Consider the following 26707-nt stretch of genomic DNA (forward strand, 5'->3'; position numbering starts at 1 on the left):
CTCGACGGCTTGTCGCCGTTATAAGTCCGACAGGAGGCCGACCCGACGCCAGGCCCCGGACGGCATATAGCGGTACCACGTGCCGTCGGCAGGGTCCAAAGCGGCCAGATGCACCCATTCATTCTGATAAAAATGTTGAAGCACCTCGTGCCGCGCGATGAGTTTTTCGATGCGAGCGCGCGGAGCTTCCACCAGCGTCAGCAGGCGCATGGGTTCGTGATAGGGCATGTCGCCGTTCATGACCGTCTGCCAGGCCAGGCCGAGGCGAAGGTCGCTCCAGGGGCCGGACATGATACCGGCGCGGGCGACCACGTTGTGGTAAATCTTACTGCCGCTGCCGTACACGTCGTTGTCCACGGCGGAAAAGTAATGCTCCATGTTGATCCATTGTGCCACCACTTGGGCAGCGGTCAGGAGCACTTCCAACAGCCGGTCGGTCGGGTCTTCGCGATGGTCGTACGAATGGAGAAACACGCGACCGGCGAGATTGAGGCCCTTGGTCAACTCGCGTCGGCCGATGACGAAGGCGGTATTGCCGGAGAGTCCCCATTCCGGCCGCACTTGGCTCCAATCCGCGCTTCGCTGGGCGGCCTGCGCGGCGGCTTCGTCGAGCGGGAGCACGGCGCCCACCTCGGGAAACCGGCTGCAGCGCTCCTGACTGGTCAAGGCGGCGGCTTCCCGTAAATCGTCCGAGAGCCGGGCCACGTCCTTGCGATGCGTCGGCGGCACGTCTTCGAGGTCGAAGAGCTGCACCTCATCGGTCGTGGTGTTGACCTGACCGGCCAGGAAGTGCGTATCGGGCGGAATCTCGATGCCCCGTCGCGCCAAGCGGTCGCGAACCGGAGGGCGGTTGGCCATGGCGGCCAGCGTCCGGGCGTTGGGGTGGCCCTCGTTGCCGCCGCAGGCGCCGCAATCCAACGCCGATTCAAACGGATTGTTCTCGGTCGTGCTGCCGTGCGCGCAGAAGAGTACGAGCCGAGCGAAGTTCCGCACCAGCCCCATCATGCGCAGGGCGGTTTCCACGGTGATGACCTGCTCTTCGAGGGTGAAGCCGGTCCGCGTGATGCGCTCTTTCTGGCGCGAGGCCGCGCGGCGATTGATCCGATAGGGTCCCCGTAATTCCTCGACAAAGGCCGTCAGTTGCTCGGGTGAAAGGTCGGCCGCCTCGCTCAGGAAGGGCTCCACCGGCGCATCTTCGTCCAAGGCGCGACGCCGCAAGGCCTCTACGAATTCCGGATCGACCCGCGCGCCGTGAAGTCCCAGCCGATCTCGCAAGGCTTTCCAGATCAACGCACGCTGTTCGGACATCACCATTTCTTCCGTCTCGGCTGGGGCCAATTTGTCCACGGTGAGGATCGTGGCGATGGGTGGCACGAACAGCCGGCGGAGCCAGCTCGTGAGGCGCTTGTAGAGGGAAGGAAAGAGCGTCTTACCCACGATCGGAAGCCCGTAGAACCAGCCGAGAGACTCCACCATGACATAGGGGGTGACGACGTTTTCCTTCAAGTCGTGCAAGAGCGTATGGCCGGCATGGACCAGCTTGGCGCGCGACTGATGTTTCGACACGTAATGGTCGAGGTAGCTGCGCGGGATCTCCCGCACTTCGTTCTTCGCGCGCATGATGACAGGGAACTGCTCGGTCTCATGCTCCTTGCCCCAGGCGCGGTAGCGGATGAAAACGGCGAAAAATCCGGCAAAACCGTAGGTGTCGTTGGCGCCGGTGGATTCCAGGTGGCGGCGGAACGGTTCGGACCGCACGTCGATGCAGAAGACCGACTGTGACTGAGGCCGCACGGGCGGTTGATGTTCCGGTGTGGGCGGCTGGGGTTTGGCTTGGGCTCGTTGGAGCATGGCGAACAGCTGCTCCTGGTACCCTGCCTCGAACGCCTTGAGCCAGACGGGACCATGGGCGGATTCCGGGAAGGCATCCATCCAGTCCACCAGGCTGCGAAGGTCGGCGGGCGCCCCTTCCATCAAAAGGGTGGGCACCAGTTCCAAGGCCTGCGCAAGGCTCAGCAGACGACGGGCCATGCTCCGATGGGCGGCCCGCTCGCGGCGCGGCCCATACTCGACCTGATAGTGATGAGCCAGGCGTTCCCATTCCACGGCGACGACGCCGGCTCCGGGAGGCATGGTTCTCATCCGCGCATGGAGCCGATCCACCCGTTCGGCATAGGCTGCCGGTAACAAGCCGGCCGTGCGCTTCGTGCGCAGAAAGTACGCGTGCGGTTGCCGTTCCATGAACGAGGCGATGGCCGGATAATTCCCATCGATCCCCAATTCCACGCGGCAGGCTTGTGCGACCAGCTCGCGCACGTACCAGAGGCGCACGGCTAGGAATTTGACCAAGCCGACAGGATAGGCCTGTTGCCAGGCGTAGCCGGTTTCCTCCGCCCGCCACTTGATGAATCCGGCCCAGCCGGGCAGGGCGGCGAGCTGCAACGCGAGGTAATCCTGTCGGAGCTCCATCGGGATGCCCAAGGCTTCCAGGCACTCGATCACGGTGTCTTCGGGATGCTCCGACAGGGCGGCGATTTTTCGCCCCGCGTCCGCGATGCCGCAGGTCATCCACTCCTTGGATGCGAGCGCCTTCCAGGCGGCATAAAACCCCTGCTCCCGGCCGGGCATCGCCCACGTGGCATGGCCCTCGTCCAGGAAGGCCTCGCACCACTTGATGAGTTCGCCATTGATCTGTTGGCCGATCTGGGTCCCCAGCGTGCGGTCGCACCAACTGGAGAGCGTGAGTTCCTTGCCCAAGGCGGCCAGCTCCTCGCGCACCATGTCGGCCATGCGGTCTTGGAAGGACGAGGTCGGTAGGGTCGCCAGGTGCTCGGCCAGGCCCTCGATCTGTTCCTCGTGCGGTTCGCGCTCCATGAGGCGGTCGAGCGGTTCCTCCACCGGCGCGGAAAGGCCGTGAGTCAGGCAGGCACGCAGGACCTCGCGATGGGCGATCACGCAAGGGCCGAGCGTGACCTGTTCGTCACGCGCCAGGGGAGCCAGCGCGCCCTCGATGTGGCGGACGAGGATGCGCCCGCTCTTCACATACTGCCGATAGACGTCTCCGGACAGGTACCCCTTGCCGCCCAGGAATCGCTCGCCACGGCGCACCGTTTCCGCGAAGGGCAGGTATTCCAGGCTGTGCAAGGGGTTATGGTGCACGAACGTCCGCATGGGCCAGTACTGCGCGATCACCTCGCTGGCGAGGCGGATCATGCCGCGCAGCTCCATGCGGCGAGCTTCGAGGTCGGCAGGATGGAGGCCGGCGGTTATGGAGTCCATCCGCTTCCCTCCATTGCGACCGAAAGCGGCACGACAGCCTCGCTCGATTCGAACCAGCGGGCAGGCGCCGTGCCGAGCACCAAAAGGAATAGGAGCACCAGCAACAACGACGCCCACTCCGTCCCGCGTAGATCCTCGTAGCGCAGGCCAGGCTTGGTTCGACCGAACACCAACTGTTGCGGGAGGTCGATGGCGTACCAGGAGGCGCTGAGCCAGGCGATCACAATGAGAGCCAGCGACGCCGAGGGCGTGAAGGAGGGATTCAACAACAGGCCCAGGAATCCGGCGTAGACGCCGAACGGCGGCATGCCCAGTGCCGCGAGCGCCAGCAACATCAGCACCGTGCTGAAACGAGGCATGGGGTAGGCCATGCCGCCGAGGGACCGCAGGTCCATATCTCCATAACGGGCGCGGATGCTGTACCAGGCCGACACCAGCCCGCTCGTGGCGAGGCCCACGGCGCCGACAAACACCAGGGCTTGAACCGGGGCGGCCCCGGTCTCTCCCACGTACCACCAGAGCATGCAGAAGAAGGCGACGGCGCCATAGGCGAAGCGCGGCAACGGTCGGCTTTGAATTAGCGCGCGGAGCGAACCGTAGGCGGCTCCCGCCAGGGCCAGAATCGACAGGGTGCGCAAGATCGTCGGCGACAGGCTCGGCAGCAGCAGATACAACTCGTGGAAGCCGAGCACGGGCAGGAGGAATGCCAAGAAGGCGGGCAGATTGCCCGGCAACCCGGTGAGCACCGCGATGTACCCTCCGTGCAGAGGCAAGAGCGGGAACAACGTCGCACAGGCGATCAATGCGGCCACCGTGGAGGCGGGCTCCGGAAGGAATAGGCTCGCCAGGGTCGTGACCACACCGAGTCCATAGGAAGCGAGACCTCTCCAGGCGGTCAGGCCGCCTTCCTGGTGCTGCGCAATCAACGCGCAGAGCAATCCGAACAGCAGCAACAGGAACAGGTGATGCGTCGAGTCCAGCGCGGTGAGCGTGCCGAGGCCCAATCCCAAGAAGAGCAGGGTCATGGCCCAAGGCCGCTGATGGCTCGGATGCAGGGGTTGGCCCAGCAGGGACAGGAAGGCCGCGATCGGCAGCCAATAGAGGAACGGCAGGCCTCCCATCCCTTCTCCAAGACTCCACGAGAGGCCGAGGGTCAGGAGCAGGGTAGCCACCGTGGCCGACAGGGCCCAGCGCTTCAGCCGATCCAGCGGGGAGCGCAGGAGCAGGGCGACGACCGCACCAAGGGCGGGCAGGGCCACCAGCAACCAATGCGCCAGCCAGGCCCGCATCATGACAGCCGTTTCTCCAAGCGATGCGCCACTGACAACAAGAGCCGTCCGCCTTTCAGGTAGAGCTGATCCAGGTAGAGTCGGTTCATGAAGAGGACATACAGCTGTTGCAAGAAGGTTTCGACCCATCCGGGAATGCGGATGGTGCGGCCATGCGCCCGCGCATACAGATAAAACCAGCCGAGAATCGTGAGCAGGGTGGTGCCGACCACCAGACTATCGAAGAGACGACGGGGCAAGGCGGCGGCGCGGAAGTATGAGGCCACCTCTTCGGGATCGGGATAGAGGAAATGGGTGAAGGTTTCGACCGCGAACAGGTAGGTGAAGACGACGAGCATCAGGGTCACCAGCATCGCGGCGGATACCTTCCAGGAAGCCACGGCGCGCAGGTGGGTCAACGAGAGGATCGCCTGTGACGATGTCACCCAAATGAAAAAGAGCAGGATCAGGGTGCCCTGCGATTCAAGCAGGGGAATGTGAAGCACGCCGTGGGTGACCAGCAGGATCACGAGCGGCAACAACAGCGTCGTGAGAAACCCCGTGGACCAGGTCAGGGTGGAGAGTTCGCTCTCCTCGGCGTCATGGTCCGTGCGCGGAAAGATCGGTTCCTGCCGCGCCTTGTGGATCACGTTGCCGCAATTCAAGAAAACGGTCGCCTTGAACAGCCCGTGCGCAATGAGATGGAACACCGCGAGGGAAAAGGCGCCGAGGCCGCATTCCATGATCATGTAGCCCATTTGGCCGATGGTCGAGAAGCCGAGCGTCTTCTTGATGTCGTTTTGGGTCAACATCATCGTGGCGCCGAGAATGGCCGTGAGGGTGCCGATGACGAATACTGTGTGCAGCGTGGCGGGGCTGAGGCCGTATAGCGGGGCCAAACGATTCAACAGGAAGCCGCCGGCATTGATGATCCCCGCATGCAACAACGCATGGACCGGTGTCGGCGCATAGAGCGAACGCGGCAACCAGGTGTGGATCGGGAACTGCGCCGACTTGCCCATCGCGCCGCCGAAGATCAGGAGCGTCACCGCCGTCACCCCGTCGATCTCCCAGCCCAGCGACGGCCAGAGCGCGAGCGTCACGGGGGACTCCGCCGCACGTGCGAAGAGGGGCTGGAATTCCAGCGTCCCATAGAGCGAATAGGCCAGCACAATACCGCCTAGGAAGGCCGCATCGCTGAGCCGCAAGAGGGTGAAGGTATTGGTGGCGCCGGCCAAGGTGGGCTGGTGCGCGTGGTTGTGCGCGAGGACGAACAGTAGATAGGACAGCATCTGCCAGAATAGGAACAGCATCGCCAGATTGGCACTGGTGACCATGCAGAGCAACACGGTGGTGGTGAGGGCCAGCATGCCCAGGTACCGGCGATAGCCGCGATCTTGGTACATGTAGCCGATGGAATAGCGATAGATGAGCGTCGTGACACCGGTAATGAGCACCATCATGACCGCGCTCAGCCGATCGATGTAGAAGCCCACCGGAACCGCCGGGTTTGAGATGGCCGCCGGGTCATAGAGCTGGACGGTGATGGGACCTTCCGACGTCACCACTATCAGCGTGGCGAGGGAGCCGAGAAATGAAGCGACGATGGGCAGCAGTCCGGTGCGGGCATGGCGCTCCTGCTCCTTGCGGTCGCCGGTCATCACGATGAAGGCCGTCAACAGCGGCACGAGTGCGACCAGCACGAGCAACGACATCACGACCCCGTGTGTGGACAAAGAAAAAGGCCAGCCGAGGGTCCTGGCGGCGAGGACCCCACGACTGGCCTGTACTGTCTCCGGCCTTTCCCCGCGGGGAACCACCGGACGGACCCTACTGCCGGTCTCAAGCGCATCACTGCGGTGGGTGCAAGCCGCGCAAGGCTGTCGGCCTCTCGACGGGACCACCCGAAAACTGGGCTACATGTAGCCGCGCCGTCCGGCAATTGCAAGCGAAAAGTCCGGGAGCCATAGGCTGTGCCGACGGGACTGGAGTCCGGCTGCGGCGATGACTATAATCCGCTGCTCGCGCCGCATCCAGCGAAAGGATTCGTGCCCTATGGCCAGCAAAGGAGAAACCGAAGCCGCCGTGCGGACGGCGATCATCAAGTTCGAGCAGGAGTTTCTCGGGCGCGGCCCGGATGAAGTGCGCGTGTTCATCGTGCGCGACATGCTCGTCGTGCGGTTGAGGGGCGTGCTGACACCCGCGGAACGGCAGTTGGCCAAGACCTCCGAAGGGATCGACATGGTGAAGCGGCTGCGGCAGACCCTGATCGCCCAAGGGCGCGAGCGTCTCTGCGAACAGGTCACGGAACTCATCGGGGCTAAGGTCACGGCCCTGTTCACGGACATCGACACCCTGGTCGGCGAACGCGTGTTCGTGTTTACATTGGAATCGGACTTGGAAGCGACCTTCCGCCCATCATGAGCCGGCATCGCCTCGAAACCCTCACGTTCGACAACAGCTACGCGCGGTTACCCGACGCCTTCTATGCCAAGGTGAACCCGACACCCTTCTCCTCGCCGCCGCACCTCATCAGTGTGAATCCGGCTGCCGCCGCCCTCATCGACCTGGATCCTGCCGAAGCCGCTCGTCCGGAGTTCGCCGGCGTCTTCGGGGGCAGTTTGCTGGTGCCGGGCATGGAGCCGCTGGCGATGCTCTATTCCGGCCACCAATTCGGCGTGTATGTGCCGCAGCTCGGCGATGGGCGGGCCATTCTGCTGGGGGAGGTCGTCAACGCACGGGGTGAACGCTGGGATCTGCATTTGAAAGGGGCGGGAATGACACCCTTTTCACGCGACGGCGACGGGCGGTCCGTGTTGCGCTCCGCAATCCGTGAATACCTCTGTTGCGAAGCCATGCATGGCCTTGGCATCCCGACGACGCGCGCCCTCTGCCTGGTCGGGAGCGACGACAAGGTCTACCGCGAGCAGATCGAAACCGGCGCGACGGTCGTGCGGATGGCACCCTCGCACGTGCGCTTCGGTTCATTCGAAGTGTTTTACTATCGCAAGCAGCATGAACAGTTGACGCGCCTGGCCGACTATGTGATCGACGGCCACTTTCCCCACCTGCGCGAGGCGCCGGAGACATACGCGCGGTTCTTTGATGAGGTGGTGGAGCGCACGGCGAAGTTGGTCGCCCAGTGGCAGGCGGTCGGTTGGGCCCACGGCGTGTTGAACACCGACAACATGTCGATCCTGGGGCTCACGCTCGACTATGGTCCGTACGGCTTCATGGACGACTACGATCCCGGCTTTATCTGTAACCACTCGGACCACAACGGGCGTTATGCCTTCAATCAACAGCCCTACATCGGCCTGTGGAACCTGGGTTGTCTGGCGCAGACCCTCTTGCCGCTGGCGCCTCGTGAAGAGCTGAAGGCGGCGCTCGATCGTTATCACGAGCGCTTCGACGCGCACTATCGAGGCTTGATGCGGGCCAAGCTGGGCCTGCTGCAGGAGCAACCGGAGGACGAGGCGCTCCTCGCGGAGCTCCAATCGCTGATGGCCGAAAGTCGGGTCGACTATACGATTGTCTGGCGGGAGCTGGGTACGTTCTCCACCGAGGCGGGTGCGACCAACGACCGGCTGCGGGACCACTTCCTGGATCGGAATCGATTCGACGGCTGGGCCGTCCGATACCGTGAGCGACTGGCGCGCGAGCAGAGTCGCGACGAGGAGCGACGGCAACGGATGGATCGTGTCAACCCCAAGTACGTGCTGCGAAACTATCTGGCTCAGCTCGCGATCGAGAAGGCGCAACAAAAAGATTACACCGAAATCGACCGGCTGCTGACCCTCCTACAGAACCCTTTCGTGGACCAGCCCGGCATGGAATCCTACGCGGCTCCTCCGCCGAATTGGGGCAAACATATCAGCGTGAGCTGCTCGTCCTAATGCTCTCTTCCCGTCCGCTCCTCTCTTGACCGACCCGCCTCACGGTATCCAATTGGATACGGCGTTGTATCTGAGCCGATACAACCAGTCAGCCTGCTATCTCTCAACCGACAGGCGGAACGTTCCGATTCTCCTGCGGTTTATACGCTACGTAGTTGGCACAGGAGATGCTGACTGTACCTAGTGGCCTGTAACAGGTAATTGTGTACCGATACGCCGAGACGGATCACAGTATTTCCACTTCACGATCTTGGGGGCCTTATTATAGTGACGGATGTAGTGCATCAGTTTCTTATCGAGGTCTTTGACCGACGTGAAGACGCCCCGCGCGATGACATCGCGCTCGATCTTGGCGAACCAGAGCTCGACCTGGTTCAGCCACGACGAGTACGTCGGCGTGAAATGCAGGTGCGCCGTCGAATGGGTCTGCAGAAACTCGGTGACCCGCGTGGTCTTGTGCGCCGAGAGGTTGTCCGCAATCACATGGATCTCCACGCCCTTGGGTTGATTGGCCACGAGGTCTGTCAGGAACGCGATGAATTGCTCGGAGGTGTGTCGGTCGGCCGTCTTGCCCAGCACCTCGCCCGTCTTGGTATTGAACGCGGCGTAGAGGGAGAGCGTGCCGTGGCGGTAATATTCGAAGCCATGCCGTTCGGCCCGCCCCGGCGACAAGGGCAGCACCGGATCCTTGCGGTCCAAGGCCTGGATCGCGGTTTTCTCGTCCACACAAAACACGGCCGCATGCTGAGGCGGGTTCAGATAGAGGCCGATGATGTCCGCGGCCTTTTTCTCGAAGTCCGGGTCGTTGGACGCCATATAGCGCTCCAGCCGATGGGGCTTGATCCCATGTTTCGCCCAGACTCGCGCCACCCTCATATGGCTGACCCCGAGCTGGGCCGCCAGCTTGCGGGTGCTCCAGTGCGTCGCGCCGTCGGCCGGCGCCCGCCGCGTGGCCTCCAGGATGCGGGCTTCCGTCTGAGGGGTGTGCCGCAGGGGGGCTTGCCCGCGATGACGGCTGTACAGCCCGGCCAACCGCTCAGCGGCAAACCGCTGGCTCCAGTTCGCCACAAAGCCGCGGCTGCACCCCACGGCCTGACACACGGCATCCCAGGTCGCCCCCTCAGCCAGGAGCAGAATCACGCGGGCCCGTCGAGCGGTTTCGGCACGCCCGGTCCGGCTCCGCGCTCGTCTGATGAGTTCCAGTCGTTCACGTTTCGTCAGGACAATCGTGTGTTCCATGAACACGATTATAGTCTACAAATGGGTGTTACAGTCCACTAGTGTGAAAGGGGTAGTCCAGCGCCTTGAGCCGTTGAAGCAAAGGATTGCACATGGCCTTCAAGGGAGACGATTCCACCTTTTCCTTGGCCACGACGGTCACCCTTGCCCTCGCCGTGGCCGCCATGGTGCTCGTGAAGAACCCGCTGCAGAGTTCGCGACCGCCGGGCATCGGCACGGGACTTCAGCAAGCGGCGGACGAGTTATCGGTTCGCGCCAGGCTGTGGGAAGACCCCTTCGCGGCAGTCGAGAAGGAGGTTAACGCTCAGAAACCCACCGCCCTCCAGGTGGTCACCGACGGCAAGCAGATCGGGCAGGTTACCGTCACAGTCAGTCTGCGATCGTCGGACGCTCACAACAATGGGCTGAAGCGCCTATCCGGTAAGATCGAAGAGGCTGGAAACGAACGAGTCCTGACGCTGGTCGTCATGACCGGAGGTGGAACGTCGGTCGAAGCGGTCGAGGAGCGTATCCGGGATCGTTACGCCGTCGGGGCCGCGCTGGAGGTGGGCTGTTTCGCCCCGGACAAGGCTGAGTCGCTGTCCTACTTCACCTGGAATTATCGGATTCCCTCACAGGCCCAATCTAAGGAAGAAAAACTTCTATCACAATACACGCCCTACGAATGGTACAGCCGGGATACGGTCAGGGCCTGTCCTTACTCAGGCCTGAGCCAAACCATCGAAAAGGTGTTGGTGCTCTGGGTGAAGACGTGGGAGGGCGAGGAGAGGATTCTGGCTCGTATCGATGCCTTGCTCTCTGTGCTCGCCTCGCGCTTGTCTAGCGACAAGAGAACAGCGAGTGCGCTTCCTTTTCAGGTGAAGCTCGTCGGCCCTCGTACGTCGTCTGAGTTTCGGAGCATTCTCCAGGAGATCGAGAAGCACAATCCGAAAGAGGAGTATCGCTGGCAGCAGACGAAGAAGAACCTCCAAGTGTACTCCCCTTGGGCTACGGCCATGCCAGACCTCCTCTTACGCGGGCTGAAAGAGGAAAAAAACGAGAACGGGCAGGTCTGCCAACCCTACGCTGAGTGCGAGGTACTCAAGCAACTGCTGGAGAGGGCCGGTCTCGATCTCTCTTACCGCGTCACCAGCGACGACGTGCTCTTCGACTCCCTCCTGAGGGAACTGGAGCGGCGGCGGGTGACGATTGGACAAGACAGGATCGTGTTGATCGGAGAATGGGATTCCCTTTATGCCCGTGCGCTTCCGTTTGCCTTCATGGCAGCCGTCTGCCGCCACGGGACCTTGCGCGATGACGTTCGATGCAAGGCAAGCGAGCCCTCGTTACGGGATTTCAAGATCGGGCAGTACAGCTACCTGAGCGGCTTGGATGGAGAGGCGTCGGACGATCAAGCTAAGCGCACCAAGTCCAAAGAGGACAATAAGGAGAAGGATAAAGACAAGGCGGAGGGCAAGGGACGGCTCCGGGACATCGACTCCTACGAGCGGCCGGAAGGCCCGTCCCAGCTTGATTATGTGCGACGGTTGGTGGCGCGTATCGAGGCTGAGTCCAAAGATCCGGCTGCGGGTCAACCTGGTGGAAAGGAAGTGGGAAAGGTGAGGGCCATCGGGATCCTGGGGCGAGACCCCTACGATGCGCTTCTGATTCTCCAAGCATTGCGGGAGCAGTTCCCGAACGCCCTGTTCTTTGCGACCGATCTGGATGCACGGTATTTCCATGAGGACGAGCAGAAATGGACGCGCAACCTCATCATAGCCTCCCAATTCGGTTTGCAGCTGGAACCCTCGCTGCAACAGAGCATCCCGCCGTTTCGCAGCTCGCTCCAAACCTCTGCGTTCTTTGCAGTAATGCGCGCGATTGATCGCGTCGGATGTCAGTCATCGGAAAAAGGGCGCCAATTTTTCATCTCAAGTCATGGTGTCGAACATGCGTATGCGACGGAGATCCCGCCCCGCCTTTTCGAAATCGGGCGCCATGGCGCGGTTGATCTGAGTGCGGATATTCCACGCAATGGGGACAAGAGCATCCATCTCACGAGGGTCGATCTTGCCGATGATCAGAGGTCTCTCAACCTCCCGCCGAGAATCGGATCACTCTGGATCGTCGGGCTACTCCTAGGCTTCCTGGTCCTGTGGGGCTATGGGCGGCTTTGGAATTGGTTGACGGCATGGAACGAACCGGATTCGACCAAACAGCCCTTCTTGTGGATCCTGCGTCGTGTCTGGGTCTTCATTCCCGTCATCCTGGCCCTGTGGTTTTGGTGCCAGATTGCCCATTTTTCCTATGCCGAAGAAGAACCGTTTTCCTGGTCCGACGGCGTGAGCATCTGGCCCACGGAAGGCCTGCGACTATTCGCCATCTGCCTCTGCCTGTTCTTCCTGATCAAGGCCTGCGCCGATTCCGGTCGCAGTGTGGACGAGCTGACGCAGTCCTTTTTCCCAGATGTCGCCTGTCAGCAGAAGCCCGACGGATGGCGAAAGGCCTTGAAGGGATTTTGGGGTGACCTCAATTGGATGTTTCACGGGTCTAAGCAAGGCGATCCTGGCCTAGCGAGCGCCTTGTGGATGCGCTACTGCCGTGCCCATCGGTGTCCGCCGCGCATAGGACGAGTTGTCGTGGGACTGGTGGCCTATCTCTTTCTGGTCGTACCCCTGTGGTGGTTCATGAACGACGGTGAGTTCCAGCTCTCTGTGCCCTGCCGTGGCACGTTCACCTGCGCCGTAGACCTGTATCTGACCAGGGGAAGCGTGCTGCTGCTACTCCTCCTCAATCTGGCCGTGTTGGACGCGGTGATCCTCTGCACCAGATGGGTGCAGGAGATGCCGGCGGGCACGAAGATGAGCGAGATGCAGCAGATCCGGCTCATCGTCGAGCGGACCAAGATCGTGAACCGCCGGATTCTCCATCCCTTCCTGGCCCTCTTCCTGCTGATCGCCGCCCGGAACCACTACTTCGACAATTGGGACTTCCCTCCCGTGCTGATCCTGGTCTTGACGGTAAACAGCCTGGTGGCCATCGCCAGTGCCAGCATGTTATATCTGGCGGCCGTGCAGGCGAAGCGGCGGATTCTTGCGCCCCTTCAACAGCGTCTCGACCGCCTTGCGCAGTCTGCGCGTGATGCCCGTTCAGCCAAGGATCAGGACGGCATGGCCGAAGGGCTCCGTCAGGTCATCAGCGACATCGATGCTGTGCAGCAGGGAGCCTTCGTGCCCTTCTATCAGCAGCCGATGGTACAGGCGACATTGGTTGCCGCGCTGGCCTTCCTGCAATATTGGTATCTGGGTCAATAGTCCCAACTCCTTGGGGGAGCAGCAGCCACATGCGTCTCGACAGGCTCGGCGGCCTCACGGTTCGCCTGACCGGAGGTACCGACGGCAAGGGTGGAGGCAGCGGCCCCGTCCTCGTCTTGCTTCACGGTTTCGGCGCCCCGGGTGACGACCTGGTTCCGCTCGGCGAGTACCTCGATGTGCCCGCCGGTACGCGCTTCGTCTTCCCTGAGGCGCCGCTGCCGATCCCAATGGGTTTCGGCGAGTCACGCGCCTGGTGGATGATCGACATGGCCCGTCTCCAGGCGGATCGGGCGGCAGGGAAGATCCGAGACCTGTCCGGCGAAATCCCGCGCGGGCTCCCGGAGGCGCGTGCGCGTGTGAGCAGCCTGTTGGACGATCTGCACAAGACCTTCGGCGCTGATCCGGCGCGTACGTTCCTGGGCGGCTTCTCGCAGGGGGCGATGCTCTCCTGTGATGCACTGCTGCAGAGCGCGCGGTCCTATGCCGGATTGATCCAACTCTCCGGCACCCTGGTCGCGAAACAGGAATGGGGTCCGCTGTTGGCCAAGCGCAAGGGCCTCCCCCTCTTTCAAAGCCACGGGACACAAGACCCGATCTTGACCTACGCCATGGCGGAGCGGCTGCGCGATGAGTTTCTGCAGGCCGGACTTAAGGTGGAGTGGCACCCGTTCCGTGGCGGGCATGAACTTCCGGAGCCGGTGCTGCGCCAGCTGGGCCTGTTCGTCACCAACGTCCTGCGGCGGGGGTAACCGGATGGAGCTGTTTCAACTCACGGCGGCGGACGGCAAGGTCGTGCGAGGAGACCGCCTCCCCGGCGTGGAACGGACGATCCTCTTTATCACCGGCTTTCTCTCCAAGCGCTGGGGGAACAAAAGCAAGGCGCTGGCGCAATGGTGCGAGGCGAGGGGTTGGGGTTTTTGTTGTTTCGACTTTCGTGGCTGGGGCGATGCGGACGGGACCTGGGGGGACTATCGTCTGTTGCAATGGTTGGAGGACGCGGAGGCGGTGACCGAGCAATTGGCGGCAGGTCCCTCGATCACGATCGTGGGCAATTCGCTGGGCGGCTGGCTCGCTTGGTTGGTGGCGCAGGAGCAACCTGCGGTGGAAGAACTCATCCTGATTGCGCCGGCCTTCAACATGATGGGGGTGCGGGCCGCCGATATCCCCGCCGAACGCCGCGCCCGCTGGCAGGCGACCGGCTCCATGCCCTGGGACGACGAGCCGATGCATTGCGAGGCGCCGATTCCCTGGACCTGGGTCGAGGACAGCGAAGAGCTGTGGCAGCGCCGCTTGGCGCCACCGCGCCGTGTGAAGACGACCATCCTGCATGGGCTACAGGACAGCGTGATCAAGCCAGAAGGGAGCTGGGCCTTCGTCCAACACGTCCTGTCGCAAGATCCGCAGTTCCCGATCGAACTGTTGCTGAAAACCGGCGATCATCGGCTGAGCAGCCCAGAGCATCTGGGCATCTTCCGCAGACTGGTCTGTCGGGAAATCTAAGGAATGACGATGCCGATCTTGATCCATAGAGAATGCGGCGATTCCGTTTCCCTGCTTCACCTGTCTGGACGAAATGGTGAGATTTGGGCCTTTGAAATGACCCAGAAGGAGAGATGTCGTGACATCATCGCGTCAGCACAGCAGCGGGCCGGATTCGGAAGGTCCTGACGTTCCCGAACCCTCCCATGCCGAAAAAGCCAGGACGCTGGTGTATCTGCAGCAGACGGGCGGGCTCTCGACCCTGTCGCGGAAGCAACCAGGCTGGCCGTTCGGGTCGGTGATGCCCTACGGCTTGGACGATCAAGGCCAGCCGAGTTTTCTCATCAGCTCCATGGCGATGCACACGCAGAACCTGCTCGGCGATCCGCGGGCCAGCCTGCTGGTCACCCCGCCGGAAAGTCAGCGTGATCCGCTGGGCGCAGCTAGAGTGACTTTGATGGGGTCGATCACGAAGGTGCCGAAAGACGAGGTCGCATCGGTGCGTGAACGGTATTTGGCTCGTCATGCGAACGCGGCCTATTGGGTCGACTTCGACGACTTTCACTTTTTCCATATGGCCTTGGCGGATATCTATTTTGTCGGCGGGTTCGGGTCGATGGGCTGGGTGGCACCGGCTGACTACATGGCAGCGGCAGTGGATCCGCTCGCAGAGACCGCTGCGGACCTTATTCGTGAGATCAATACGAAGCAACAGGAGACACTGCTCCAGCTTGCCCGCTTGTGCGGCAAGCTGGACGCGCAGCAAGCTAGCATCACGACCATGGACCGGCTGGGATTTCATCTGCGGGTCAAGACACCCGATCGGATGCAGGGTGGGAGATTTGCCTTTACGGACCCGGTGCGCAATGCTGAGGAGGCCCGCGCCGGTCTCGCCGATCTGGCCACGAAGGCGAAGGCAGGCGGCCAGGTGCTGCACTCGTTGTAGCTACCAGCGAGTGCGAACTGGATATTGGCTTATCAATGGGTCAGGCGTGAGCAACAGGCAATCATGTTCAATCGCTTGGCAGATCAACATGCGGTCAAAGGGATCTCGATGTAATTGGGGAAGCTTATGCAGATGCAAGACCGCGCCCTCATGAAGCGGCAGCACCGCGATTCCATGTCGCTCCCGTTGCTCAACCAGAAACTGATCGAGCGGACTCGGCAGCGACAACCTTCCAAGCCCATGCTTCACAGAAATTTCCCAGACCGACACGACGCTCAGCAACATCTCGTTGGCTGGGTCGGTGAAGAGCTCTCGCGCGGTTCCTGACAGCTCCTTAGCCCCCGAGATAATCCACAGAAAGGTACAGCTATCGAGGAGGCACTTCACTCGTGCGTTCCCTCGAACGCCTCAAGGAGGACATCCGGGAGTGGTGCGAAGAAACTACCTGGGACGGTAAAGCGGCCTTTCGCCAGCCCAATGGGGCGAGGGTGGGTGGGTGGTTCCGGCAACGCCGTGATCTCGGCAATTGGGTGATTGCGTTTGCACAACAGAATTCGCTCGCCGGCCTTGAGCTTGGCCAAGTATTTGGAGAGGTGTGTCTTGGCTTCATGAACATTGAGCTTAATCATGACCACATAGTAGACTAACTTCTCAACTACGTCAAGCCACTCTCCCTCTCGTAACCGTCTCTCCACCAACTCTCGCGCAAGCAACCAGGCTGGCCCTTCGGGTCGGTGCTGCCCTTTTAGTTTTTTCCGCATGGCCTTGGCAGATATTTATTTTGTCGGAGGGTTTGGGTCGATGGGCTGGGTCGCACCGGCCGAGTACATGGCGGTGGCGTGGATCCGTTGGCAGAGACCGCTTCGGACCTCATCCATGAGGTCAATACGGCGCAACAGGAGACCCTCTTGCTGCTCGCCCGGTCTTCGGCAACTTGGATGCGCAGCAGGCGAGTATCGCGACGATGGACCGACTGGGATTTCATCTGCGCGTGAAAACGCCCGACCGGATTACTTCCCTTCGATCGCTCGCTTGATCTCCGCGCGTAACGTCTCCGAGTGCGGATTCTTCACCTCGTGACGAATCACGATGTCGGTCGGGGTGACGGCCTTGCCGTAGTAGGCACGACTCCATTCGTCCCGTGCGATCAGCGCGGCTCCCTCCAGCGAGACCCCCGCGAAGAGCCCCTTGGCTCGCACGAACGACAAGAGGTCTGCGCTGAGATTCGGGGTGGTCGCACCTGAGACGCCGGCCCCGATTGGTCCCACGGCGACCGATCCATCCGCTCCCAGTTTGAAATTACCCAGTAACAGCGAATCGACTCCGCGTTGCGTCAGGACCAGCAGCACGACTTCCGACATCTGCGCGCCGAATTGAAAGCCGAAACTCGCGGCCCCCATCGTGAAGAACGCCGGTTCGCTCCATTCGCCCGTTTTCTCGTCCCTGGCCACGAACACGCCGCTGCCGCCGGCTGCGCCGTAGAGGAGCGCGCCCTTCATATATTGCGGGACGATGAACAGCCCCTTGGCGTCTTGGACGTGATCGCGGAACCAGGTCATGTTGGGATCGGCGAGAAAGTTCGAGAGCGTCATGCGAGCTTGGTCGACGAGGTCCCGCTGCTCGCGGTCGTCCGCCGCGGACGCGGGCCGGACCACGCTCGGGATCAGGAGGACAGCCAGGATGAGATAGGTGATCGGCAGAGAATGGAGATGACGAATCATGGTCGACGCAGGCTCCTTGCGCGGTTGTGAATCATGCCGCGCTTTGTTATGGTGGCCGATTGCACGAACGAACAGACAGCTCACACTCTACTGAGGATGGCTATGGCGACGAACGATAAGCAAGTCATTTTTTCACTGGTCGGCGTGGGCAAGGTGTATCCGCCGAAGAAACAGGTGCTGCGCGATATCTACTTGGGCTTTTATTACGGCGCCAAGATCGGCGTCCTCGGGTTGAACGGGTCCGGCAAGAGCTCGCTGCTGAAGATCATCGGGGGGGTGGATTCCAATTACGTCGGAGAGATCACGCGCTCGAAGGGTTACAGCATCGGCCTGCTCGAACAGGAACCGCAGCTCGACCCCAATAAGACGGTCAAGGAGGTCGTGGAGGAGGGCAAGAAGGAACTGGTCGCTCTGCTCCATGAATACGAAGAGGTCAGCAACAAGATCGGGGAAGCGGATCCTGATGAGATGGAAAAGCTGATCGACAAGCAGGCGCAGCTGCAGGAGAAGATCGAGGCGGCCAACGGCTGGGAGTTGGAGAACGAGCTTGAGGTCGCCATGGATGCGTTGCGTTGTCCCCCGGCGGACCAAAAGGTGAGCGTGTTGTCCGGAGGCGAAAAACGGCGGGTGGCGCTCTGCCGGCTCATGATCCAAGAGCCGGACATCTTGTTGCTCGACGAGCCGACCAACCATCTCGATGCCGAATCCGTGCAGTGGTTAGAGCAGCATCTGCAACAGTACAAGGGGACGGTCATTGCCGTGACCCACGACCGGTACTTCCTCGACAACGTCGCGGGCTGGATCCTGGAACTGGATCGCGGCCACGGCATTCCCTTCCAAGGCAACTACACTTCCTGGCTGGAACAGAAGCAAGAGCGGCTGGAGAAGGAAGAGAAGGCCGAATCGAAGCGCAAGAAGACGTTGGAGCACGAGTTGGAATGGATCCGGATGTCGCCGAAGGCCCGCCAATCGAAGGGTAAGGCGCGCCTGAATCGCTATGAAGAACTGGTCAACCAAAAGCAGGAACAGTTGGCGGAAGACCTGGAAATTTACATTCCCCCAGGGCCTCGATTGGGCGACCTCGTTGTCGAGGCGAAGGGCGTCAGCAAAGCCTACGGCGACAAGGTGCTGTACGAGAACGTGGAGTTCAGCCTGCCGAAGGGCGGCATCGTCGGGGTGATCGGCCCGAACGGTGCAGGCAAGACGACCATGTTCCGCATGATCATCGGCAAGGAAAAGCCGGACAGCGGCACGATCCGGATCGGCGAGACGGTCAAGCTCGGCTATGTCGATCAGGACCGCAGCCTCGATCCGAACAAGACCGTGTATGAAATCATTTCGGACGGCCAGGATACGGTCAAGCTGGGGAAGGCCGAGGTGAACGCGCGCGGCTATTGCGCTCGCTTCAACTTTGCCGGGACTGATCAGCAAAAGAAGGTCAAGGACCTGTCGGGCGGCGAACGCAACCGGGTGCACCTGGCGCGCATGCTCAAGGAAGGCGCCAACCTCATCATCCTCGACGAGCCGACCAACGATCTGGACGTGAACACCCTGCGCGCCTTGGAAGAGGGGTTGGAAGGGTTTGCCGGCTGTGCCGTCATCAGCAGCCACGACCGCTGGTTCCTGGACCGCATCGCGACACACATTATGGCCTTTGAGGGCGACAGCAAAGTGGTGTGGTACGAAGGGAACTACAGCGAATATGAAGCCGATCGCAAGCGACGGCTCGGCAAAGAAGCCGACCAGCCGCATCGGATCCGGTATCGGAAGCTGACGAGAAATTAACAGGCTGTTGAAAACCGGATAACCGGCTGCGTGCTCAGTCCCTGCACGCCTCGCCAGGAGCGCCCGTCTTTTCATCCGAGGAGACATCCGTTCGATCGATCCCTTCGTAGAGGGAAACATGGGAATGCCGAACGGTCGTCGGAAAAGCTCCTGGGTGCTGCTGGCCTTGGCGTTGGCCTCGGTGTCCTGCATGACGCTGGAGCCTCATCCAAGCAGCCCGGCTCCATCCCAGCCGCAGACTGCCACCAGAGCGACCCTGCAATTGAGCGCGACGGAACTCGCCGATGGTCGCTTCGTCGGCCTGGCCTTTTCCGGCGGGGGCAGCCGCGCCGCCCTGTTCGGTGCGGCGGTCATGAAGGAACTCGATCGCGTCGGACTCCTGTCGCAGGTCGATGTGCTGTCGGCGGTATCTGGCGGAGCCTTGCCTGCTGCGTCCTATGCGCTCGATGGGTATCGAGACCTCAGTTTCCAGAACGGCTTTCTGGAACAGATCGGGCGGGACTTCCAGGCCGCGGTCCTCGGGCCCTGGTACATGGCTCCGCCGAATGCGTTTCGGCTGCTCCTGACCAAGACCATCGCCGCCGACCGGGTGATCCGCGCCTTGGATGACGGTCTTTTCCATGGCGCCACCTATCGGGACCTGAACCCTTCCCGGCCGATCCTTCTGCTCAACTCCACCGACGCCCTGACGGGCGATCCGCTGGTGATCTCGCAAGAACGGTTCGCGGAGCTTGGGCAGCCGCTCGCTCCGTTCAGTATCGCCCGCGCCGTGTACATGTCCGCCGCCTATCCCGATGTCCTGGAACCGCTTGCGCTGGATCGTGGCGGGCCTGGCCTCAATGGATCGGCTCCGCCTCCGTTACTCGCCTACGATGGTGGGGCGGCCGACAATCTCGGCATCCGCACCCTGATGCAAGTGTTGGACGTGGCCTCGACGCAGCGGCCGTGGCAGGAACTATTCCCCCGCGGCTGTTTGGTGCTCTCCATCGATGCGACCGGTCGAAAACAGAACGAAGCGCGACGTCCTCTCTCGGCCGCTGCGGTGTTGCTCAAGAGCCATCGGCGCGATCTGCTGGAACTGGCAGGAATCCCCGCGTCAGACCAGGATGTCGCTCGGTTCGGGCGGTTTCCCGTCGGCAGAAACGGCGACGGCGGCTCCTGCGATTTTTGGCACCTGGCGCTGCGGCAACTTCCGGACAGCGATCCGCTGGGGAAGCAGGTGACGCAGATCAAGACCAATCTCGGCCTGTCGGCGGAGGAGCAGGCGGCGTTGACCGAGGCGGCTGCGCGTCTTGTCGCCAACGGCCTCGCGGAACTCCGGACGAGGAACGGCTTGGCGAAATTTCTCGAAGGGCGCCCCATGGTTCAGTCGCAGCCATGACCTTACCCCCGCGCAAGCGGCAGGTGTTCGTCACGGGCGCCACCGGGTACCTCGGGGCGCGGCTGATCCCGTTGCTGCTCGAGCGGGGCCACCGGCTGACGGCTCTGGCGAGGCAGGAATCGATCGGCAAGGTTCCACACGGCTGTGACATCGTCATCGGCAATCCCCTTGATGCAGGCAGTTTCACGGACTCCTTACGGGGGGCCGATACGCTGGTGCAGTTGGTTGGTGTGCCCAAGCCGGCGCCTTGGAAGGGGCCGCAGTTTCGCGCGGTCGACGGCCCAGCCGCGCTGGCGGCGGTTCAAGCGGCTAGAACGGTCGGCCTTCCCCACGTTCTGTACGTCAGCGTGGCCCATCCCGCGCCGATCATGCGTGACTACATTGCGGTGCGCCGGGCCTGCGAGGCGGCCATAGAAGAGGCCGGTTTGGTCGCGACCATCATGCGGCCCTGGTATATTCTCGGGCCGGGCCATTGGTGGCCGTTGGTGTTGCAGCCTTGGTATCGGCTACTGGAACGGATACCAAATACCAGGATGGCGGCGACCAGGCTGGGATTGGTGACCATGCGGGAGATGCTGACAGCGATGGTGTGGGCGATTGAGCAGCCGCCGGACCGGTGGCGCGTCATGGACGTGTCGGAAATCCGGCGGCGGGGTGTGGGTGAGTCGTGAAGCCGGTCGCTTGGATTACGGGGGCGGCCGGCCTGATCGGAGGCTATCTGGTGCGGAGTGCCACCCGATGGGCTCCAGGGTGGGAGGTGCGTGGACTCACCAGGAGTGACGCGGATCTGACCGACCCCGCGCAGATAACGCGTCTCTGGCGGGCTCGGCCGCCGCAGCTCGTGATCCACGGCGCCGCGCTGAGTCGAACCGGCGCCTGCGAACTGGATCCGGTGCGGGCCAGGACCATCAACGTGGAGGCAACCAGGGTCCTGGCCGACCTTGCCCAAGCCATTCCGTTCATTTTTCTCTCCAGCGATCAGGTGTTCGACGGCGCGAAGGGAAACTATGTCGAAGAAGATCACATCAATCCGCTGAACGTGTATGGACGGACCAAGGCGGAAGCCGAACAGGTTGTGATGCAGAATCCAGCCCATGCGGTCGTGCGCATCGCCCTCACGGCCGGGACCTCATCCTCGCACGACCGCAGTTTCGTCGAAGATATGCTGCGCGCCGTGGGCAAGGGGACGACGCTCACGCTATTCACCGATGAGTTCCGTTGCCCGGTTGCAGCGGGCCCCTTGGCGCGGGCCCTGTGGGAATTCGCTGCGCAGTCGACTCCGGGTCTGTACCATCTGGGCGGCAGCGAGCGGCTGTCGCGCTGGGAAATCGGAGAGCTGCTCTCATGGATCTATCCCGCGCTTCGCGCCCACATTCAGCCGGGCTCCGTGGCCGACTATCAGGGACCGCCTCGCCCGCCGGACCTCTCGATGTCGAGCGCGAAGCTGCAGGCCCTACTGTCGTTCCCTCTGCCGGGTTTTCGCCGGTGGATTCAAGCGGGCCGAGGCAGCAAGGAAGACCCCTGGGACGACCAATCCGCCGGATGAGGCCTGAGATAGCCTTCCGTCACTTCGAGAGCGAGCGAACATACGCCAAGACGTTGTGGATGTCCTGCTCCGAGAGGATCCCTTTCCACGAAGGCATGTTCGGTTTGCCCTCGTGAATCGTGGCCAGCAGGGCGGAGTCGGGTTTTTTGGTGGTCGAGGGAGCGGTCAGGTTGGCCGGATCAGCGCCCAGCAGCTTGTACCCGTCACCCTGCCCCTGCGGGCCATGGCAACCGGCGCAATGCCGACTGAAGAGGAGTTTGCCCCTCGCGGCATTGTGGGCTTCGGACGGAGCCTTGTCCTCGGCATGGGATGGGAAGGGCATCACCCACGCTGTGAATACCGCTACGATCGCCAGTCCGCTCAACGCACCTTTTATCATCTCACCGTACCTCCCGGGTTTCCGTTGTGCTCTCTTCCTTTCGACCTCCCATCTTAACCACCCGCCGGTCACTGTTCCACGAAATGTTTCGACCATCTGCTTGCGGTAGAATCCGACGACCGATCACGGAGGACCCCGATGGATCCGCTGACCCTGCTCCTCCAGGCCTGGATGGCTTCAGCAGCGCTCATGGCTCTGCTGTGGCTGGTGGAGCGACGTCGTCGCAACGCAGCCGTGGCCGACGTCGGCTGGTGTTACGGACTGGCCGTGGCCGTCTGGTGGTATGCGGTCAACGTATCCGGTGAACCGGCCAGACGGCTCTTGGTGGCGCTGATGGTCTGTCTCTATGCGGTGCGCTTGGGCACACACGTGCTGCTCGACCGAGTCTGGGGAAAATCGGAAGACGGTCGTTATCGACGGTTGCGGGAACAGTGGGGTGGCCAGGCCACGGTACGGCTGTTCTGGTACTTCCAATTACAGGCGGCGGCCCTCGCGCTGCTCTCCCTGCCGCCCTTGATCGTGATGCAGAACCCGCATCCGCCGTTCCACCTGTGGGACTTGGTGGGTGTGCTGCTGTGGGCGGTGGCGCTGGTCGGAGAAACGATGGCCGATTGGCAGTTGGCCTCCTTTCGAAACCAGCCGTGGAACAGGGGCCGGGTGTGCCGTGTCGGCCTCTGGCGCTATTCCCGTCACCCGAATTATTTCTTCGAGTGGGTGCAGTGGTGGAGTTATGTGGTGATGGGCTGGGCCATTCCGACGGGGGGCTGGGGCTTGACCGTGATCGGTCCCCTCGTGATGGGGGCGGCGCTCTGGAAGGTCACGGGTATTCCCTGGACGGAAACGCAGGCCATGACCACACGCGGTGAGGAGTATGCGCTGTATCGCCGTACGACGAATGCGTTCTTTCCCTGGTTCCCCCGCCGGCCCGGGTGACAGGGGGTCAGGGTTTCTCGGCCAGTTGCGCGAGGCGCGTCTTGGCGGTCTGCGCGGCGGGGCTCGCGGGGTATCGGCTCAGGATCTCTTTGTAGATCTCGACGGCGTGGGCCTCGTTATGTTGCCGTTCCTCGAATTGCGCGGTCTCCAAGAGTTCCGCTGCTTGGTCGGAACTGCAGGCTGTTCCTGCGAGGAGGAAGACGGACAGGATGCCGAAGGCCGATCTAGTCATGGTCATAGGACAGCTCCTTGGTTCGATTCGTCGCGGATGCCGTACCGCGGGGCGGTAATGGATTCGCTGCGGCAACGTGGGCAGCGGCTGGGGCGGGTCAGTTTCGTGCGATCACGAAAGGTAAAGCCGCAGTCCTGGCACGTTGAAGGTTCGAGAATGAAAGTGCGCGTGCGGTCGCGGGCGAGTGTTTTGACCACATGCGACAGGTGGTCTTCCACCTGCCGTTCCGGCATCCCCAGCAGTTGTGCCAGTTGATGCGACGAGAGCAGCGTGCCGGTGAGCAACTCGATGAGGCGGCGGCGTGGCGTTTGCGCGGGCGGTAACATCCGCTCACCATCATAAGCAAACGAGGCCGTGATGAAAAGGCAGAACAGGCCGCCGGGATCTTGTTATACTACCGCAGAGATTTCCGGTACTTTTCTTGTGACGAAAGAGGCGCAATGAGCGGATCATCGTGGGACGAGTTGGCCGAACTGGCATTGACTCGTGTGCGCGCCGCCGGGGTCGAGTATGCCGATATCCGGTTGCTCGACACCACGACCCGCACGATCGGCGGCGCGGATCGCCGCATTGCCCAGATTCGAGAATCATCCGATCGCGGCTTCGGCATTCGGGTGTTGCATCGGGGGGCGTGGGGTTTCGCGGCCAGCTGTATCCTCTCATTGGAAGAGGTGCCGCGCATCGCGGACCTCGCCGTCGAGATCGCCAAGGGTTCGGCCTCACTGGCGATCGAAAAGGTCCGTCTGGTTCCCGAACCGGTCCATCGCGACCGCGTCACCACAGCCTGTCGCCTGGATCCCTTCAGCGTGCCCTTGGAAGAACAGACCGCGCTCCTGCTGAATGCGATGGAGGTGATTCAGCAGCACCCCGGCGTGGTGCGCAGTTCCGCCGGTCTCTGGGCGCAACGCGACCGCAAGCTCTTAGTGTCTACGGAAGGGACGCATCTCGAGTTCTCCCTCTTGGCAGTGCAAGGAGAATGCACCGCCACCGCTCTTCATGACGGCCGGTTTGCCTGCCGTTCCTTCAACACCCCCCATTTGCGTACCGGGTATGAATTGATTCGAGACGCAGATTTTCTGCGCGAAGGGGCGAGGATTGCAGAGCAGGCCGTGGAGAAGGTGCGGGCTCCGGCCGTGCATGCCGGGCGTTATGATCTTGTGCTGGACCCGGAGCACCTCTCGCTGACGATGCATGAATCCTGCGGCCATCCCAGCGAATTGGATCGGGCGCTGGGCTATGAGGCTAATTATGCCGGCACCAGTTTCCTGACGCCGGACAAGCGCGGCACGTACCGATATGGATCGGCGGTCGTCACCCTGGTGGCTGATAACACGGAGGCGGAAACCCTGGCCGCCACGGGGTACGACGACGACGGGGTGACCTGTCAGCGGTGGGACATCGTGCGGGACGGGATTTTCGTCGGCTACTGTACGAATCGCGAGGTGGCCGGGAAAATCCATGAGGAACGGTCACGTGGATCGAACCGGGCCGATAGCTGGGGCAGCGTCCCGATGGTGCGGATCGCCAACATCGGGCTTGAGCCGGGGACGGCCACGCTCGACGATTTGATCGCCGACGTGAAGTGCGGCATCTATATCGAAGGCCATGGGTCCTATAGCATCGATCAGCGGCGGTACAATTTTCAGTTCGGCGGCGATGCGTTCTGGCTCATCGAGAACGGTCGCCGCACCCACATGCTGCGCGACGTCGTGTACCACGGCATGACGCCGGAATTTTGGGGCAAGTGCGACGGCGTGGCCGATCGGAGCCACCGCCGCCGCTATGGTTTCATCACCTGCGGCAAGGGGCAGCCGGGACAATCCGGCTGGATGACTCACGCCGCGTCCCACGCCCGCTTCCGACGTATCGATGTAATGACCGGACAGGCCAAGGCATGACGTCGCCCATCACTGCATCATGGCCCAAGTTAACGAGCCGGCAGGAGTTCGAGTTCCTTACGGAACTCGTCATGAAGCACTCGGCCGGCGACCATACCGTCCTCTCGATCCGGGATGTCCACGGCGGCACGACCCGCTTTGCGAACAACCAGGTCATCCAGAATGTCCATCAGCGACGCGGCACCCTCTCCATTACGGTGGCGTTCGGTCGGCAACAAGGCAGCGCCTCCACGACGGACTTCACGGCCGGCGCGGTGCGAGAGACCCTCAAACAGGCGGAACGGATCGCACGGGTCTCGCCCGAGGATCCGGAGTATTTGCCGCCGGTCGGGGCCCAGGCCTATCTGGGGCTCCCCACCTCTCGGCCGGAAACGGCTGCGGCCGGGCCCGCGCGTCGGCTCGACTATGCGCGGGAGGCGATCGGCCAATGCAAGATGGAGAACCTGAATGCGGCCGGCACGGTCTCGTCCAGTCTGGCGGTCGTGGGTCTGGCAGCCGACACCGGCCTGACGGCGTATGAAGAACGGACCGAGGCGCGCTTCAGCCTCACGGTGCAAGCCGGCGACGCCACCGGTTGGGCCGCGGCTGCCCACCGCTCACTCGATCGGCTCCACATACAGGAGCGGACCTTGACGGCAATCAGCAAGGCGAAGCGCGGGGACGACGATCCGCAGGAATTGCCGCCCGGCCGTTATACGGTCATCCTGGAGCCGGCCGCCGTGTCCGGCCTGCTGAGCGGGATGCTCTGGACCCTGGACGCCAAATCGTTCGACAAGGGGACAAGTCCCTTCAGCGGGAAACTCGGCGCGCGGATCATCGATCGGCGACTGTCGCTGGTCAATCAGCCGGACCATGTCGATCTGCTGGGCTATAGCTTTACATCGGAGGGGCTACCCGTATTCGGGTCATGCTGGATTGAGGCGGGCGTCCTGAAGCAGCTCCTCCATGATCGGTATACGGCGCAGCAACACCAGGTCGACCGGATCGCCACCCTGGAGTCACCCGTGTTTTCGGGGGAACGCCCGATCGGCACGCGGGTGGAGGACCTGATTCGGACGACGCAGCGCGGCATTCTCGTCACAAACTTCTGGTATATCCGTCTCGTCAATCCGTCGGACCTGACCTTGACCGGCATGACGAGGGACGGCACGTTCTTGGTCGAAAACGGCGAGATCGTGTCGGCCGTGAGGAATTTTCGCTTTCACGACAGTCCGTTACGTGTGTTCAACCACCTCGATGCCTATACGGCCCCTGCGGAGGCCGTGACCTCGGAAACCGGCAAGGCGTTGGTGCCCGCCATGCGCATCGACGACTTCAACTTCTCCAGCGTGACCCGCTTCTGAGTGAAAAAACCCTCCTGCAGCCATTGACTCAGACTATGGGAAAGAGTAATGAAAGAAGTTGGTTCAGCCGATAAGATGGGTATTTGTCC

General features: G+C 62.3%; 23 protein-coding genes. 13 read left to right on the top strand and 10 right to left on the bottom strand.

Annotation, left to right across the window (positions count from 1 at the left end):
* Positions 1–18 precede the first annotated feature (18 nt).
* From HRU82_11090 to HRU82_11100, 3 genes are read right to left on the bottom strand one after another with little or no spacing between them, the layout of a single operon-like run.
* On the bottom strand, positions 19–3279 hold the full coding sequence (locus HRU82_11090; GenBank protein ID QOJ35450.1) for a DUF2309 domain-containing protein: 3261 nt from the start codon (positions 3277–3279) through the stop codon (positions 19–21).
* Positions 3267–4571, bottom strand: coding sequence for a hypothetical protein (locus HRU82_11095; GenBank protein QOJ35451.1), 1305 nt, complete (start codon positions 4569–4571; stop codon positions 3267–3269). The genes HRU82_11090 and HRU82_11095 overlap by 13 nt, the downstream gene beginning before the upstream one ends.
* Positions 4568–6262: an NADH-quinone oxidoreductase subunit L gene (locus HRU82_11100; protein ID QOJ35452.1), complete on the bottom strand. Its 1695-nt coding sequence runs from the start codon at positions 6260–6262 to the stop codon at positions 4568–4570. The genes HRU82_11095 and HRU82_11100 overlap by 4 nt, the downstream gene beginning before the upstream one ends.
* Before the next feature lie 340 nt (positions 6263–6602).
* Here HRU82_11100 and HRU82_11105 point away from each other — a divergent pair, with 340 nt between their 5' ends.
* Both HRU82_11105 and HRU82_11110 read left to right on the top strand, forming a co-directional pair.
* The gene (locus HRU82_11105; GenBank protein QOJ35453.1) at positions 6603–6971 is read left to right on the top strand and encodes a DUF2294 domain-containing protein; all 369 of its coding nucleotides are present in this window, start codon (positions 6603–6605) and stop codon (positions 6969–6971) included.
* Positions 6968–8443 carry a YdiU family protein gene (locus HRU82_11110; GenBank protein QOJ35454.1) on the top strand — a complete coding sequence of 492 codons (1476 nt, stop codon included), beginning with the start codon at positions 6968–6970 and terminating at the stop codon, positions 8441–8443. The genes HRU82_11105 and HRU82_11110 overlap by 4 nt, the downstream gene beginning before the upstream one ends.
* Before the next feature lie 180 nt (positions 8444–8623).
* On the opposite strand, the gene HRU82_11115 is transcribed toward HRU82_11110, so the two are convergent.
* Positions 8624–9682, bottom strand: a complete 1059-nt coding sequence (locus tag HRU82_11115) for an IS630 family transposase (GenBank protein ID QOJ35455.1) — start codon at positions 9680–9682, stop codon at positions 8624–8626.
* 92 nt (positions 9683–9774) lie between these two features.
* On the opposite strand from HRU82_11115, the gene HRU82_11120 reads away from it, so the two are divergent.
* The 4 genes from HRU82_11120 (at position 9775) to HRU82_11135 (ending at position 15400) form a co-directional block, all read left to right on the top strand.
* Positions 9775–12975 carry a hypothetical protein gene (locus HRU82_11120; GenBank protein QOJ35456.1) on the top strand — a complete coding sequence of 1067 codons (3201 nt, stop codon included), beginning with the start codon at positions 9775–9777 and terminating at the stop codon, positions 12973–12975.
* A 29-nt stretch (positions 12976–13004) separates the two neighbouring features.
* Complete coding sequence (locus HRU82_11125) at positions 13005–13724, top strand: esterase (GenBank protein ID QOJ35457.1); 720 nt, start codon at positions 13005–13007, stop codon at positions 13722–13724.
* 4 nt (positions 13725–13728) lie between these two features.
* On the top strand, positions 13729–14475 hold the full coding sequence (locus HRU82_11130) for an alpha/beta fold hydrolase (GenBank protein QOJ35458.1): 747 nt from the start codon (positions 13729–13731) through the stop codon (positions 14473–14475).
* 118 nt (positions 14476–14593) lie between these two features.
* Positions 14594–15400, top strand: coding sequence for a DUF2470 domain-containing protein (locus tag HRU82_11135; GenBank protein QOJ35459.1), 807 nt, complete (start codon positions 14594–14596; stop codon positions 15398–15400).
* Here the strand turns inward: HRU82_11135 and HRU82_11140 are convergent, their stop codons facing one another.
* The 3 genes from HRU82_11140 to HRU82_11150 all read right to left on the bottom strand — a co-directional run bounded on the left by HRU82_11140 (position 15401) and on the right by HRU82_11150 (position 17067).
* Positions 15401–15787 carry a type II toxin-antitoxin system VapC family toxin gene (locus HRU82_11140; GenBank protein ID QOJ35460.1) on the bottom strand — a complete coding sequence of 129 codons (387 nt, stop codon included), beginning with the start codon at positions 15785–15787 and terminating at the stop codon, positions 15401–15403.
* Positions 15784–16029, bottom strand: a complete 246-nt coding sequence (locus tag HRU82_11145) for a type II toxin-antitoxin system Phd/YefM family antitoxin (GenBank protein ID QOJ37184.1) — start codon at positions 16027–16029, stop codon at positions 15784–15786. The genes HRU82_11140 and HRU82_11145 overlap by 4 nt, the downstream gene beginning before the upstream one ends.
* 381 nt (positions 16030–16410) lie before the next feature.
* A complete protein-coding gene (locus HRU82_11150) occupies positions 16411–17067 on the bottom strand; it encodes a lipid-binding SYLF domain-containing protein (protein QOJ37185.1) in 657 nt (218 codons plus the stop codon).
* A 156-nt stretch (positions 17068–17223) separates the two neighbouring features.
* Here HRU82_11150 and ettA point away from each other — a divergent pair, with 156 nt between their 5' ends.
* From ettA to HRU82_11170, 4 genes are all read left to right on the top strand, one after another.
* Positions 17224–18906: an energy-dependent translational throttle protein EttA gene (ettA, locus tag HRU82_11155; protein QOJ35461.1), complete on the top strand. Its 1683-nt coding sequence runs from the start codon at positions 17224–17226 to the stop codon at positions 18904–18906.
* Between the two features lie 124 nt (positions 18907–19030).
* The gene (locus HRU82_11160; protein ID QOJ35462.1) at positions 19031–20287 is read left to right on the top strand and encodes a patatin-like phospholipase family protein; all 1257 of its coding nucleotides are present in this window, start codon (positions 19031–19033) and stop codon (positions 20285–20287) included.
* Positions 20284–20958: an NAD(P)H-binding protein gene (locus HRU82_11165; protein QOJ35463.1), complete on the top strand. Its 675-nt coding sequence runs from the start codon at positions 20284–20286 to the stop codon at positions 20956–20958. Before HRU82_11160 ends, HRU82_11165 begins: the two co-directional genes overlap by 4 nt.
* Positions 20955–21833 carry an SDR family oxidoreductase gene (locus HRU82_11170; GenBank protein ID QOJ35464.1) on the top strand — a complete coding sequence of 293 codons (879 nt, stop codon included), beginning with the start codon at positions 20955–20957 and terminating at the stop codon, positions 21831–21833. Before HRU82_11165 ends, HRU82_11170 begins: the two co-directional genes overlap by 4 nt.
* Before the next feature lie 19 nt (positions 21834–21852).
* On the opposite strand, the gene HRU82_11175 is transcribed toward HRU82_11170, so the two are convergent.
* Positions 21853–22212 carry a c-type cytochrome gene (locus HRU82_11175; GenBank protein QOJ35465.1) on the bottom strand — a complete coding sequence of 120 codons (360 nt, stop codon included), beginning with the start codon at positions 22210–22212 and terminating at the stop codon, positions 21853–21855.
* A gap of 138 nt (positions 22213–22350) precedes the next feature.
* Here HRU82_11175 and HRU82_11180 point away from each other — a divergent pair, with 138 nt between their 5' ends.
* Positions 22351–23145, top strand: a complete 795-nt coding sequence (locus HRU82_11180; protein QOJ35466.1) for a DUF1295 domain-containing protein — start codon at positions 22351–22353, stop codon at positions 23143–23145.
* Between the two features lie 7 nt (positions 23146–23152).
* Here the strand turns inward: HRU82_11180 and HRU82_11185 are convergent, their stop codons facing one another.
* Together HRU82_11185 and HRU82_11190 are read right to left on the bottom strand one after the other, a co-directional pair.
* Entirely contained in the window at positions 23153–23377 is a 225-nt protein-coding gene (locus HRU82_11185; protein ID QOJ37186.1) for a hypothetical protein, read from the bottom strand.
* A 2-nt stretch (positions 23378–23379) separates the two neighbouring features.
* Entirely contained in the window at positions 23380–23703 is a 324-nt protein-coding gene (locus HRU82_11190; protein QOJ35467.1) for a transcriptional regulator, read from the bottom strand.
* A 114-nt stretch (positions 23704–23817) separates the two neighbouring features.
* Here HRU82_11190 and HRU82_11195 point away from each other — a divergent pair, with 114 nt between their 5' ends.
* Entirely contained in the window at positions 23818–25275 is a 1458-nt protein-coding gene (locus HRU82_11195; protein ID QOJ35468.1) for a TldD/PmbA family protein, read from the top strand.
* Positions 25276–25346: 71 nt separating this feature from the next.
* On the top strand, positions 25347–26618 hold the full coding sequence (locus HRU82_11200; GenBank protein ID QOJ35469.1) for a TldD/PmbA family protein: 1272 nt from the start codon (positions 25347–25349) through the stop codon (positions 26616–26618).
* Positions 26619–26707: the final 89 nt, after the last annotated feature.

This window comes from Nitrospira sp. (genome assembly GCA_015709715.1).
GTDB lineage: Bacteria > Nitrospirota > Nitrospiria > Nitrospirales > Nitrospiraceae > Nitrospira_A.